We start from the raw sequence: 12,628 nt of genomic DNA on the forward strand, positions 1-12,628 counted from the left end.
CCCGCGGGCCCACCCCCCGGCGCGGCCCCACCCCCCGCCGCCCCGTCCCCCCAACCCCGTGCTGTCCGTCCCCCTCGGAGGTCAGAGCGTGACCCGGGTTCTCGTCGTCGAGGACGAAGAATCGTTCAGCGACGCACTGTCGTACATGCTCCGCAAGGAGGGCTTCGAGGTGGCCGTGGCCACCACGGGCCCCGAGGCGCTCGACGACTTCGACCGCAACGGCGCCGACCTGGTGCTGCTGGACCTCATGTTGCCGGGCCTGCCCGGCACCGAGGTGTGCCGCCAGTTGCGCGGCCGGTCCAACGTCCCCGTCATCATGGTGACCGCCAAGGACAGCGAGATCGACAAGGTCGTCGGGCTGGAAATAGGAGCCGACGACTACGTGACGAAACCCTTCTCCTCCCGGGAGCTGGTCGCCCGGATCCGCGCGGTCCTGCGCCGCCGCGGCGAACCGGAGGAGGCGGAACCGGCGGCCCTGGAGGTCGGCCCGGTCCGGATGGACGTCGACCGGCACGTGGTGACGGTCGCCGGCGACAAGGTCGACCTGCCGCTGAAGGAGTTCGACCTGCTGGAGATGCTGCTGCGCAACGCCGGCCGGGTGCTGACCCGGATGCAGCTCATCGACCGGGTCTGGGGCGCCGACTACGTCGGCGACACCAAGACCCTCGACGTCCACGTCAAGCGGCTGCGCGCGAAGATCGAACCCGACCCGGGCGCGCCGCGGTATCTGGTGACGGTCCGCGGCCTGGGCTACAAGTTCGAGCCGTAGGCGGGCCGGTGGGGCGGGTGCGCGTGTGCGTCCGCCGTACGGAACGCGAGGGCACCCGGCCCCGGCGCGCGGCAGCGCCGGGGCGCCCGGGGCGTACGAGCGCTGCCGCGCCCCCGGGACGTCCGGCCTACTGCTCGGTGACCGGGCTCTCGGAGGACGTCGCGCCGTCCGTGCCTTCGGCGCCTTCGGTGGCGTTCTCCGTGGCGTCGGCGTCGGCGTCGGCGTCGGCGTCCGGCGAGGTGGAGGCGTCGGTGCCGTCCGTGCCCTCGTTGGCGTCCGTACCTTCGGTGGCGTCCGTGCCCGTGCCCGCATCCTCGCCCGGCTCGGCGTCCGGGGAGGACGTCCCGGTCTCCACCGGGGTCGGCGACTGCGTCGCGGCCCAGGGCGCGTACTCGCCGTCGTCCGCGACGATGAACGCGGCGAGCCGTACCTCGCCCTCCTGGCTGAACTCGAAGGCGAGCTTCTTCGTCGCGCCGTGCCCGGCGTCGTGCCCGTCGGGCAGCACCGCCGAGGCGTGGCCCTCGCCGCCCAGCATCACCGAGCCGCCCGCCGGCACCACCACGCCGCCCCGGCCGTTCTTGCCGGACAGCTCCAGCTCCTGACCGCCGTCCGCGAGCGTCAGCCGCTCCAGCGTCTGGTCCCGGTCGCCGTTGTTGAAGATGCGCGCGGAGACCGCGGCGGGACCGCCGGCCTCGTCCGCCGGCGTGATGACCACCGCGTTCTGGATCTTGATGTGGCCTGCGGTGACCCGCGCGTTGTCGGGGTTGATCTTCAGGGTCTCGGCGTTGTTGCCCGCCCCGCACGCGGTGAGGGCGGCGAGCGAGAGAGCGAGGGCGGTCGCGGCGAGCGTGCCGCGTCGAATGCTGCTGCTGCTCACGGCGGCGGCATCTCCTTGGACGTGAGGGCCGGTTCGGCTCGGGTGCGGTGACGGTGGTGCTGGGGGGAACAGTACCGACCCCCTTCTGGGGGCACGGACCCGACCCGCCCTCTCGCCTGCCCGTGCGCCTTCGCTCACGTCCGGCGTACGGCCGTGCTAATGCCCGGCAATATCCGCGCGGGAAGCGGTGTGGGAAGAACCGAGGGAACACCGGCGGAGGGAGAACGGGGATATCGATCACAGCCCGCGTGATCAATTCTGGGAATCCGGCCGGATTCGTTCGTGATCGGCCGAACGGAGCAGCACGACTTCACCGGCCGACTCCGACAAATCGGGACGTTCGCCGCCCTGTCGAACCTTCTGACGGCGGGTAACCTTCGCGTTTCGGGTTTCCGGCAGGGGCCGTCCCACCTGCGGAAACCATGATTCCGGTGGCGGACGAAGCACGTTCGAGGGTCGATTGTCAAGCCCCGAGACGGGCCCTGACCTGCGAAAACGCCATTCAGAAGCGGCCTGTGCCGTGTTACCCTGGATAGCCACGGAAGGGGTACCTGTCACATGACGTTCAAGGTTGGCGACACCGTGGTCTATCCCCATCACGGGGCCGCGCTGATCGAGGCCATCGAAACTCGCCAGATCAAAGGTGTGGACAAGACCTACTTGGTGCTGAAAGTCGCGCAGGGCGACTTGACGGTGCGCGTGCCGGCGGACAATGCCGAGTTCGTCGGGGTACGCGATGTGGTTGGCCAGGAAGGGTTGGAGCGGGTCTTCGAGGTGCTGCGCGCGCCGTATGCGGAAGAGCCCACCAACTGGTCCCGGCGATACAAGGCGAACCTGGAGAAGCTCGCTTCGGGTGACGTGATCAAGGTTGCGGAGGTCGTCCGGGATCTGTGGCGCCGGGAGCGCGAGCGCGGTCTCTCCGCCGGGGAGAAGCGGATGCTCGCCAAGGCCCGCCAGATCCTGGTGAGCGAGCTGGCGCTGTGTGAGAGCACGAACGAGGACAAGGCGGAAGCCCTGCTCGACGAGGTGCTGGCGTCCTGAACGGTGCCTGACCGCGCCTCACGTCACGACAGCGGTGCCCTTGGCGCCGTGCCGTGACGGCTGCGGCAACGCCCGGTTTCCGGGTGCCGTCGCGGTTGCCCGGTGAGGTTGCTCCGGCTCTGTTCGGCGCCGGCATCGTCGGCACCGTCGGAGTCGCCGTCTCGGCTCGGTGGCGGGTGCCCGGCTCCGGTCGTCGACGGTCGCGTGTGTCGTACGACACGCGCTCTCCGTCGATCCCGGTCCTCATCCCGACGCCGGCGTCGCGGCGTTGCCCGGTGACGTCCCTCGTGGTCCGTCCGTTTGTCCCCGCTCGTCCTTTCGCGTCCGTCCGACGGCCTGAAAGCGTGCCGGGTTCCGGGGGCAGCCGTAGGCTCCCGCGCCGCGCGTGCGTATGCTCGCGTGCGGCGCGCCGGGCCGACGGCTGTCCCGCTTTCATGTGGACAACCGTGCCGGGCCCGGGTAGCTACTGCGACCATGTGCGTCACGGAAGGGGGTCGTCAGCGAGCTCCGCGGTGGGGGCACGAAGCACGTGCCCGGCACGCTTTTGGCCATACCCATGTCGTCCAAGGACACAAACCTGAACACCGCAATGTCTCCGTCAGGCACGTCCGACTCGCCCGCCGCGTCCGTACGGACCCGGCCCGGCCACTCGGACCCGTCCGGTCCGTACAGATGCGCCGCGGTGATCCCCGCCGCCGGCCGCGGAGTGCGGCTCGGCCCGGGCGCGCCCAAGGCCCTGCGCGCCCTCGGCGGCACGCCGATGCTCGTGCACGCCGTACGCGCCCTCTCCCGCGCTCGCGCGGTGTCCCTCGTGGTCGTCGTCGGCCCGCCCGGTGAGGCGGCGCAGGTGCGCACCCTGCTCGACGACCACCTGGAGCACCTCGACTCGACCGAGATCGTCGTCGTCTCCGGCGGTGACACCCGCCAGGACTCCGTACGCCTCGGGCTGGCCGCGCTCCCCGACGACGTCGACGTCGTGCTCGTGCACGACGCCGCCCGCCCGCTGGTCCCGGTGGACACCGTGGAGGCCGTCGCCGCCGCGGTACGGGCCGGGGCGCCCGCCGTCGTACCGGCGCTGCCCGTCACCGACACCGTCAAGCAGGTCGTGCCCGGCGGCGAGCCGGGCCGCCCCGAGCCGGTCGTCGCCACCCCCGAGCGGGCCGCGCTGCGCGCCGTGCAGACGCCGCAGGGCTTCGACCGCCGGGTGCTCACGGAGGCCCACGAGAAGGTGCCCGCCGCCGGTGAGGGCGCCACGGACGACGCCGGCATGGTCGAGCGGCTGGGCGTCGAGGTCGTGCTCGTACCCGGGCACGAGGAGGCGTTCAAGGTGACGCGGCCGCTGGACATGGTGCTGGCCGAGGCCGTACTGGCGCGCAGGAGGGCGACGGATGCCTTCTGACGCGACCCCGCCGTCCGGCGGCACCGGGCAGTCCCCGGCCGCCGGTGCGCCCGGTGCGTACGGCGTGCTGCCGCGCGTCGGCGTCGGCACCGACGTGCACGCCTTCGCGGAGGGCCGCGAGCTGTGGTGCGCGGGCCTGCACTGGGAGGGCGAGAGCCACGGCCTCGACGGCCACTCCGACGGCGACGTCGCCGCGCACGCCGCGTGCGACGCGCTCTTCTCCGCCGCCGGCCTCGGTGACCTCGGCGCGCACTTCGGCACCGGCCGCCCCGAGTGGTCCGGCGCCGCGGGCGTCGCGCTGCTGGGCGAGGCGGCCCGTATCGTGCGCGCCTCCGGCTTCCACATCGGCAACGTCGCCATCCAGGTGATCGGCGTCCGGCCGAAGATCGGCAAGCGGCGGGCGGAGGCGCAGGAGGCGCTGTCGGCCGCCGCCGGTGCGCCGGTGTCGGTCTCCGGCACGACGACCGACGGTCTCGGGCTCACCGGCCGCGGCGAGGGCCTGGCGGCGATCGCCACCGCGCTCCTCCTGCCGCCGCCCGGGTGACGCGGACTTCGCGCCGCCGCGCGGAAGGCCCGCGGCGGGCCGGTTGTTGGGTACGCAGGTAGTGCCCACGAGCGTGAACCCCAGAGGAGTACTCACCGTGTCTGTCGCCCTCTCCGCCAACCTCAAGCAGGTACTCGACGGCCAGGTCTTCGTCACCGTCGCCACCGTGCAGCCCGACGGCGCCCCGCAGGCGTCGCCCGTCTGGGTGAAGCGAGACGGCGACGACCTGCTCTTCTGCACCACCGCCGAGCGCGTCAAGGCCCGTAACCTGAACCACGATCCGCGGATCAGCGTCGTCGTGATCGACCCGGCGGCCCCGTACAACTACGCCCAGGTGCGCGGCACCGCCAGCGTCACCACCGAGGGCGGCCGGGAGCTGATCGACGAGCTGTCGGTGAAGTACACGGGCAAGGACTACGACACCTTCAGCGGCGGCCACGCCGAGGACGGTACGCGGGTGGTCGTCCGCGTCACCCCGGAGAAGATCTCGGGCCAGGGCAACCTGCACTGAACGACGAAACCGGGCGTGGGACGGCAGCCGTCCCACGCCCGGTCGTCAGTGCGGCGGCCTACCCTGGGGCGGGTGCGCGGGGGAGGTCTGCGGGAGCCCTGAGGGCGAGGCCGGCGGGGGACGTCCGGGGCGAGCTGCGCGGGGAAGGCTCCCCGGGCGGGGCTGCCGGGCGCCTCTACGCGGGCTGCGGCCCTCGGGGGGTCCGGGTCCTACTACCCTTGAGGGGTGACCATTCGCCTGTACGACACCAGCACCCGGCAGATCCGTGACTTCACCCCGATCGTCCCGGGTTGCGTCTCGATCTACCTGTGCGGCGCCACCGTGCAGGCAGCCCCCCACATCGGGCACATCCGGTCGGGGCTCAACTTCGACATCCTGCGCCGCTGGCTGCTCCACCGCGGCTACGACGTGACGTTCATCCGCAACGTCACCGACATCGACGACAAGATCATCTCCAAGTCCGCGGACCAGGGCCGCCCCTGGTGGGCCATCGGGTACGAGAACGAGCGGGCCTTCAACGACGGCTACGCGGCGCTCGGCTGCCTCCCGCCCACGTACGAGCCGCGCGCCACCGGGCACGTCCCCGAGATGATCGAGATGATGCGCGCGCTCATCGAGTCCGGGCACGCCTACGCCGCCGACGGCAACGTCTACTTCGACGTGCGCTCGTACCCCGGCTACCTGGCCCTGTCCAACCAGGAGCTGGACAACCTCCGCCAGCCCGAGGGCGAGGGCGAGACCGGCAAGCGCGACCCGCGGGACTTCGCCATGTGGAAGGCCGCCAAGCCCGGCGAGCCGTCCTGGGAGACGCCATGGGGCCGCGGCCGACCCGGCTGGCACCTGGAGTGCTCCGCGATGGCCCACAAGTACCTGGGCTCCCGCTTCGACATCCACGGCGGCGGCATCGACCTCGTCTTCCCGCACCACGAGAACGAGATCGCGCAGTCCAAGACGTTCGGCGACGACTTCGCGGACTACTGGATGCACAACGCCTGGGTGACCATGAGCGGCGAGAAGATGAGCAAGTCGCTCGGCAACTCGGTGCTCATCTCCGAGATGGTCAAGCGCTGGCGCCCCATCGTCCTGCGCTACTACCTGGGCACCCCGCACTACCGCTCCACCATCGAGTTCAGCAAGGAGGCCCTGCGCGAGGCCGAGTCCGCGTTCTCGCGCATCGAGGGCTTCGTCCAGCGTGTGGCCGAGAAGGCCGGCGGGCCCGTCGCCCCGGCCGCGGACGTGCCGCCCGCGTTCGCCGAGGCGATGGACGACGATCTCGGGGTGCCGCAGGCGCTCGCGGTCGTGCACACCACCGTCCGGCAGGGCAACGCCGCCCTGTCCGCCGACGACAAGGAAGCCGCCGTCGCCCGCCTCGCCGAGGTACGCGCCATGCTGGGCGTGCTCGGCCTCGACCCGCTCGACCCGCACTGGACGGGCGCGGACGGCGCCGACCGCGGCGCGGATCTGCACGGGGCCGTCGACACGCTCGTCCGGCTGGTGCTGGAACAGCGCGAGGCGGCGCGGGCGCGCAAGGACTACGCGGCGGCGGACGCCATCCGCGACCAGCTCCAGCAGTCGGGCCTCACCATCGAGGACACCCCGGACGGGCCGCGCTGGACGCTCTGCTGACCGCCCCCGACCGGGCCCGCCGGGCCCCCGTTGTGCCGCCCGGCGGACCGGGCGGCACACTCATGACGTAGAGAACGACGATCGCAGAAGCAGGTGGAAGCCCCATGGCCGGGAACAGTCAGCGCCGAGGCCGGAGAACGGCGAGCAAGAAGGGCGCGACCAAGGGCAGCGGCGGCAAGGGCCGCCGCTCCCTCCAGGGCAAGGGCCCCACGCCGCCCGCCGACCAGCGCCCCGGGCACGCCAAGCAGCGTGCCGCCAAGGCGCGGTCGAGGAAGGCCGCCACCGCCCGCCCGGCCGCCGGGCGCCGGGGCGGGAAGGGCAGCAGCGAGCTGGTCGTCGGGCGCAACTCGGTGTACGAGGCGCTGCGCGACGGCGTGCCCGCCACGACGCTCTACGTCCAGCAGTACGTCGACAGCGACGACCGCGTGCGCGCCGCCCTCCAGCTCGCCGGCGACCGCGGCGACGTCCACCTGATGGAGGCGCCGCGCCCCGAGCTGGACCGGATGACGGACGGCCTGAACCACCAGGGCCTGGTGCTCCAGGTCCCGCCCTACGAGTACGCCCACCCCGAGGACCTGCTCGACGCCGCCGCCGAGGACGCCGAGGACCTGCTGGCCGTCGCCCTCGACGGGGTCACCGACCCGCGCAACCTCGGCGCCGTGGTCCGCTCCGTCTCCGCCTTCGGCGGCCACGGCGTCGTCATCCCGGAGCGCCGGGCGGCGGGCATGACGGCGGGGGCGTGGAAGTCCTCCGCGGGCACCGCGGCGCGCACCCCGGTGGCGCGGGCGACGAACCTGACGCGCGCGCTGGAGGCGTACCAGAAGGCCGGCGTGATGGTCGTCGGGCTCGCGGCCGACGGCGACGTCGAGCTGCCGGACCTCGACCTGCTGGACGGCCCGGTCTGCGTCGTGGTCGGCAGCGAGGGCAAGGGCCTGTCGCGGCTGGTGGGGGAGACGTGCGACGTGCGGGTACGGATCCCGATGCCCGGCGGTGCGGAGTCGCTGAACGCGGGCGTCGCGGCCGGTGTGGTGCTGTACGAGGCGGCGCGCCGGAGGGCGTGACGGCCGTACGGGACGGCGTGCTGCGCATCGGAACGAGCCCCGGCGAAGGGTGTGTTTGACCGGCCTCCGACACAAAAGGGTGGTGTCAGGCAGTGTCTTCGCGGCGTGTCACTCGGTTAGTGGAGCGTGGACACCAGAACTCCGCCCACCCCCACGGGTGGTAGCGCGCAGGAACCCGAGGACACCGGCCGGCTGACGATGGTGCGGGTGCCGAGCGAGCCCACCCGGATCAACGTCGACAACCCCAGTTTCCGGGTGCAGCTCGGGCCCTCGTCCCACCGCACGCTCGCCGCGGCGGGCGCGCCGCTGTACGGGGGCGGCGGGTTCGCACCCGCCCTCGTCGGCGCGGGAGTGGGCGCCGGGGCCGTTGGCGCCGCCGGGGCGGGGCGGCGGCGGGCGCCCGTGGTGTGGACCGGGCGCGTCGACGACACCGCCGCGGGACGGCTGTTGCAGGCCATCCCCCGGGGCGCCGCGGGACGGCACCCCGCGGGCGGCGCCGACGCGACGGCGACGCAGCTCCTGCCCCGCTACGACGGCGCCACGCAGGTGCTCCCCACCCTCGACGACGCCACCCACCGGCTGCCCCGCATCGACGGCTCCGGCCCGCCGCCGGGGGCCACCGCCGACGCGACGCAGGTGATCCCGCGCATCCCGGGGCCCGCCGGTCCGTACGAGCCGGGCGGACCCCGGACGTACGGACCGGGGGAGGGTCCGTACGACGGCGGGCAGGGCGGTTACGACGCGCCGTACGACCCGTACGCCGAGCCGGGCGAAGCCGCCCCCGACGACGGCCGCCGCACCCAGCGCCACGGCGCCGACCCCGTACGGCACGCCTACTACCCCGGGCGCCGGATGAACCTCGGCGTCGTCCTGCTGCCCCTGCGCATCGTCCTCGGCCTCGTCTCCCTCTACGCCGGCATGGGCAAGCTCAGCGACCCGCTGTTCTTCGACGGCGGCGAGCGCGGCTCGATGCGGAGCTGGCTGGAGCGGATGGACCCGTGGTTCGTCGCCCGGCCGCTGTACGACTTCGGGCTCGCCCACCCCGTCGGCACCGGGCTGACGGTGGCCTTCCTGCAGATCATCGTGGGCGTGCTGACGATCTGCGGGCTGTGGCAGCGGCTCGCGGCGGCCATCGGCGGGCTGCTCGCGCTCGGGCTGCTGGTGACGGTGGCGTGGCAGACTTCCTCCGCGTACGACGCGGCGGACGCCCTGTTCCTCGCCGCCTGGTCCCCGCTCGTGATCGCCGGCGCCCCCGTCTACTCCCTCGACGCCCGGCTCGCCGGCGAGGCGTGGCGGACGCTGGGGCCGCGTTCGGAACTGTGGGAGCTGCGCCGCCGGGTGCTGCGCCGCGGGACGGTGCTGGCCACGGTGATCGTGGGGCTCGCGCTGCTGGTCGGGTCGATGCTGGGGGCGGCGGTGCGGTCGTCGAGCACGGTACGGGTACCGGGCCCCGACGAGCCGCCCGTCAACCACCTGCCGGGCACCCCGCTGCCCGAGACGCCCGGCGGCAAGGGCCGGGGCGGTGACGCGGGCTCGGCGACCCCGTCGCGGGACGGCTCCGCGGAGCCGGGCGGCGAGGCGTCCACCCCCGGCGCGGAGGGCGAACGGGGTACGGAGGAGGCCGGTCCGGCGACGGAGCCGGGCAGCGTCCCCCCGGAGCGGCAGCCGGCGGCGCCCCCGGCGTCGCAGCAGGCGCCGCCCCCGTCCGCCGAGAATCCGGCGCCGCCGCCCTCCGACGCGGGGCCGGGCGCGGACCCGGCGCCGGGCGGGGGTGCGCCGGAGTCGGGTGGAGACGGTGCGGGGAGCACGGGGGGCGGCGGCTCGCCGGACGGCGGGTCGACGGGCGGCGGCGGGGAGGAGAAGCCGCGGGGTCTGGTCGGCGGGTTGCTGGGTTAGCCGCAGGGCTGCGGGCCGGGGCCCTACTCCGTGGCTGCGGGGAGGGGCCCCGGCCCGGGTGCGCGGGGGCACGGCGGGGTGGTGCCGTACGGGGCGGCAGGGCCGTGCCGTACGGGGCGCCGGAGCCCTGGCCCGTACCGTTGCCGGGCCCTATCCCCGGCGCAGTTCCTTCGCCGCCTCCGTCAGGTCCTTCGCCGTGTCGATGGCCCGCCAGTAGGCCCCCTGCGGCAGCGGGAAGCCCGCCAGGCGGCGCTGCCGCGCCAGCCGCGGGAACGTCGCGCGCTCGTGGTCGCCGCGCTCCGGCAGCAGGTCGCGGAAGGCGGCGGAGAAGACGTAGACACCCGCGTTGATGAGATACGGCGACGGCGGCGCCTCGATGAAGTCGATGACGTGCCCGAACTGGTCCGTCTCCACCGCGCCCCACGGCATGTGCGGCCGGGCCAGCGCCAGCGTGGCGTCCGCGCCCCGCTCCTGGTGGAACGCGGCCATCGCGGGCAGCGAGAACCGGGTCCAGATGTCGCCGTTCGTCGCGTACCACGGCTCGTCGGGCCGCGGCAGCGACGCCGCCGCGAACTTCAGCCCGCCGCCGCGCCCCAGCGGCTCCTTCTCGACCACGCAACTCACCTTCAGCGGCAGCTCCGTGGCGTCCAGCCAGTCCATCAGCACCTCGGCGAGATGCCCGCAGGACACCACCGCGTCGGTGACGCCCTCGGCCGCCAGCCACGCCAGTTGGTGCCCGATGATGGGCACGCCGGTGCCGGGGATCTCGACCATCGGCTTGGGGCGGTCGTCGGTGTACGGACGAAGCCGTGACCCCTGCCCCCCGGCAAGGACCACGGCTTGAGTGGGTAGTGCTGCGGCTGCGGTCATACCCCGCACCCTAACCGGCCGGTAGCAAAAGGCCGCAGGTGCGGGGTCCTCTGCTCCCGGCCGGTGCGGAACGTCCTTACTGGGCCGCGACGACCCCGGACGCGAACGCGGTGTCGCACACCGGGCGCGAGAACGACTGCGCGCGGGCGACGCCGTACTTGGCGACCGCCGCCTCGCCCAGTGCGCGGGCGATGCCGGCGCAGTGCCGCGCGAGCGACGGCCGGGCGTGCACCTCGCGCTGCAACTGCGTGAGCACGGCGCCCGGGTCCTTCTCCTGCAACTCGGCGATCAGCCGGTCCCGTAGCACCTCCTGCGGGGCGCGGGCGCCGGACTTGGCCGCGGCGCTCTCCGCGGAGGCGCTGAGCATCCGGGCGTCGGTCGAGGGTGACGCCCAGGGGACGGTGGCGACCGCGAGCGTACCCGACAGAACGAGTACGACGGGGAGGACGAATGCGATGGTTCTGCCGATACGGCGGGCTGCCTGTTTCACGAGGGCGATCGTAGCGATCGGTAGTGATGCGGTGGCAGCGGGTCACTCCAATGAGCGCGGTTGGGCGGGACATTCGAATTCCGTGTTGACGTGGACGTCGAACGAAGTGGCGGACTTTCCGACGTACTTGCCGTTATGCCGCGCATGCGCGGCGTACTTGCCGTTATGCCGCGCATGCGCGCACGGATTCCCCGCGGATTCCGTACGGGCCGGAAACGCGGGAACGGCGCCGCAGCCCCGTCGGGGCTGCGGCGCCGTTCCGCAGGAACTGCCCGGCTCGGTCGCTCAGTCGCTCAGTCGCTCAGCCGCGCGCCGGTGGAGGTGGAGAACACGTGCGTCTCGCCGGAGCGCGGGATGATGTGCAGCGTGGCGCCCTTGTCCGGCACGGCGCGGCCGGAGACGCGGACGACCAGGTCCTTGTCCTCGCCGCCGACGTTCGCGGAGCCGTAGACGTAGGCGTCGGCGCCCAGCTCCTCGACGACGTTGACGGTGACCGGCAGACCGGCCGGGGCGCCGTCCTTCTCCTTGGACAGGGTCTTGTCCGCGGGCGTGTCGCCGTTGGCCAGGTCGAAGTGCTCGGGGCGGACGCCGACGGTGACGGTGCGGTCGCCCTTGTCGGCGGCGGCGGCCAGGGCCTCGCGGCTGACGGGCACGACGCTGTTGCCGAACTTGACGCCGCCGTCGGTGATCGGGACCTCGACGAGGTTCATCGCCGGGGAGCCGATGAAGCCCGCGACGAACAGGTTCTCCGGCTTGTCGTACATCTCGCGCGGCGTGGCGACCTGCTGGAGCAGGCCGTCCTTGAGCACCGCGACCCGGTCGCCCATGGTCATGGCCTCGACCTGGTCGTGGGTGACGTACACGGTGGTGACGCCGAGGCGGCGCTGCAGGCCGGCGATCTGCGTACGGGTCTGGACGCGGAGCTTGGCGTCGAGGTTCGACAGCGGCTCGTCCATGAGGAACACCTGCGGCTCCCGGACGATCGCGCGGCCCATCGCGACACGCTGCCGCTGACCGCCGGAGAGGGCCTTCGGCTTGCGGCCGAGGTACTCGGTGAGGTCGAGGATCTTCGCCGCGTCCTCGACCTTCTGCCGGATCTCGGTCTTCGGCACGCCGGCGATCTTGAGCGCGAAGCCCATGTTGTCGGCGACGGTCATGTGCGGGTACAGCGCGTAGTTCTGGAACACCATGGCGATGTCCCGGTCCTTCGGCGGCAGGTGCGTGACGTCGCGGTCCCCGATGTGGATGGTGCCGGCGTTCACGTCCTCCAGACCCGCGAGCATGCGCAGGGAGGTGGACTTGCCGCAGCCGGACGGGCCGACGAGGACGAGGAACTCGCCGTCCTCGATGGAGATCTCCAGCTCGCTGACCGCGGGCTTCTCGGAGCCCGGGTAGATCCGGGTGGCCTTGTCGAACGAAACCGTTGCCATGGTGTTTCCCTTCACCGGCAGGAACGTGCCGGACGATCCGAGTAAAGGATGTGGTGTAGTCCACTGAGTGAACCCTGGCGCCGACCGTACCTGCCGGTCAGGCCCCTTGTCACC

Annotated in this window: 12 protein-coding genes; 8 read left to right on the plus strand and 4 right to left on the minus strand. The window is 73.2% G+C overall.

The window, feature by feature from the left end:
* The first annotated feature begins 88 nt into the window (after window positions 1-88).
* Window positions 89-769: a response regulator transcription factor gene (locus ABGA99_RS30855; RefSeq protein ID WP_047016404.1), complete on the plus strand. Its 681-nt coding sequence runs from the start codon at window positions 89-91 to the stop codon at window positions 767-769.
* 127 nt (window positions 770-896) lie between these two features.
* Here the strand turns inward: ABGA99_RS30855 and ABGA99_RS30860 are convergent, their stop codons facing one another.
* On the minus strand, window positions 897-1,646 hold the full coding sequence (locus ABGA99_RS30860) for a hypothetical protein (protein WP_347575197.1): 750 nt from the start codon (window positions 1,644-1,646) through the stop codon (window positions 897-899).
* A 558-nt stretch (window positions 1,647-2,204) separates the two neighbouring features.
* On the opposite strand from ABGA99_RS30860, the gene ABGA99_RS30865 reads away from it, so the two are divergent.
* The 7 genes from ABGA99_RS30865 to ABGA99_RS30895 all read left to right on the plus strand — a co-directional run bounded on the left by ABGA99_RS30865 (window position 2,205) and on the right by ABGA99_RS30895 (window position 9,724).
* Window positions 2,205-2,687 carry a CarD family transcriptional regulator gene (locus tag ABGA99_RS30865; RefSeq protein ID WP_018836077.1) on the plus strand — a complete coding sequence of 161 codons (483 nt, stop codon included), beginning with the start codon at window positions 2,205-2,207 and terminating at the stop codon, window positions 2,685-2,687.
* Between the two features lie 589 nt (window positions 2,688-3,276).
* Entirely contained in the window at window positions 3,277-4,086 is an 810-nt protein-coding gene (ispD, locus tag ABGA99_RS30870; protein ID WP_347583906.1) for a 2-C-methyl-D-erythritol 4-phosphate cytidylyltransferase, read from the plus strand.
* Window positions 4,076-4,630 (plus strand): 2-C-methyl-D-erythritol 2,4-cyclodiphosphate synthase, encoded by a 555-nt coding sequence (gene ispF / locus ABGA99_RS30875; protein ID WP_347583907.1) that lies wholly within the window; start codon window positions 4,076-4,078, stop codon window positions 4,628-4,630. The genes ispD and ispF overlap by 11 nt, the downstream gene beginning before the upstream one ends.
* Before the next feature lie 97 nt (window positions 4,631-4,727).
* On the plus strand, window positions 4,728-5,141 hold the full coding sequence (locus tag ABGA99_RS30880; RefSeq protein WP_347575195.1) for a PPOX class F420-dependent oxidoreductase: 414 nt from the start codon (window positions 4,728-4,730) through the stop codon (window positions 5,139-5,141).
* Between the two features lie 225 nt (window positions 5,142-5,366).
* Window positions 5,367-6,767 carry a cysteine--tRNA ligase gene (gene cysS, locus ABGA99_RS30885; protein WP_347575194.1) on the plus strand — a complete coding sequence of 467 codons (1,401 nt, stop codon included), beginning with the start codon at window positions 5,367-5,369 and terminating at the stop codon, window positions 6,765-6,767.
* A gap of 104 nt (window positions 6,768-6,871) precedes the next feature.
* A complete protein-coding gene (gene rlmB / locus ABGA99_RS30890) occupies window positions 6,872-7,828 on the plus strand; it encodes a 23S rRNA (guanosine(2251)-2'-O)-methyltransferase RlmB (RefSeq protein ID WP_347575193.1) in 957 nt (318 codons plus the stop codon).
* Between the two features lie 198 nt (window positions 7,829-8,026).
* Window positions 8,027-9,724, plus strand: coding sequence for a DoxX family membrane protein (locus ABGA99_RS30895; protein WP_347583955.1), 1,698 nt, complete (start codon window positions 8,027-8,029; stop codon window positions 9,722-9,724).
* A gap of 150 nt (window positions 9,725-9,874) precedes the next feature.
* On the opposite strand, the gene ABGA99_RS30900 is transcribed toward ABGA99_RS30895, so the two are convergent.
* The 3 genes from ABGA99_RS30900 to ugpC form a co-directional block, all read right to left on the minus strand.
* On the minus strand, window positions 9,875-10,594 hold the full coding sequence (locus ABGA99_RS30900; RefSeq protein WP_347575192.1) for a nucleotidyltransferase family protein: 720 nt from the start codon (window positions 10,592-10,594) through the stop codon (window positions 9,875-9,877).
* Between the two features lie 76 nt (window positions 10,595-10,670).
* The gene (locus ABGA99_RS30905; RefSeq protein ID WP_347575191.1) at window positions 10,671-11,084 is read right to left on the minus strand and encodes a hypothetical protein; all 414 of its coding nucleotides are present in this window, start codon (window positions 11,082-11,084) and stop codon (window positions 10,671-10,673) included.
* Window positions 11,085-11,377: 293 nt separating this feature from the next.
* Window positions 11,378-12,514: a sn-glycerol-3-phosphate ABC transporter ATP-binding protein UgpC gene (gene ugpC / locus ABGA99_RS30910; RefSeq protein ID WP_347575190.1), complete on the minus strand. Its 1,137-nt coding sequence runs from the start codon at window positions 12,512-12,514 to the stop codon at window positions 11,378-11,380.
* Window positions 12,515-12,628: the final 114 nt, after the last annotated feature.

Source organism: Streptomyces sp. B5E4, assembly GCF_039871555.1.
GTDB lineage: Bacteria > Actinomycetota > Actinomycetes > Streptomycetales > Streptomycetaceae > Streptomyces.

Excerpts from the sequence above, each read along its gene's own strand:
- ABGA99_RS30865 (WP_018836077.1), top strand. The coding sequence starts at position 2,205 with ATGACGTTCAAGGTTGGCGACACCGTGGTCTATCCCCATCACGGGGCC.
- ispD (WP_347583906.1), top strand. The coding sequence starts at position 3,277 with ATGTCTCCGTCAGGCACGTCCGACTCGCCCGCCGCGTCCGTACGGACC.
- ispF (WP_347583907.1), top strand. The coding sequence starts at position 4,076 with ATGCCTTCTGACGCGACCCCGCCGTCCGGCGGCACCGGGCAGTCCCCG.
- rlmB (WP_347575193.1), top strand. The coding sequence starts at position 6,872 with ATGGCCGGGAACAGTCAGCGCCGAGGCCGGAGAACGGCGAGCAAGAAG.
- ABGA99_RS30895 (WP_347583955.1), top strand. The coding sequence starts at position 8,027 with ATGGTGCGGGTGCCGAGCGAGCCCACCCGGATCAACGTCGACAACCCC.
- ABGA99_RS30900 (WP_347575192.1), bottom strand. The coding sequence starts at position 10,594 with ATGACCGCAGCCGCAGCACTACCCACTCAAGCCGTGGTCCTTGCCGGG.
- ugpC (WP_347575190.1), bottom strand. The coding sequence starts at position 12,514 with ATGGCAACGGTTTCGTTCGACAAGGCCACCCGGATCTACCCGGGCTCC.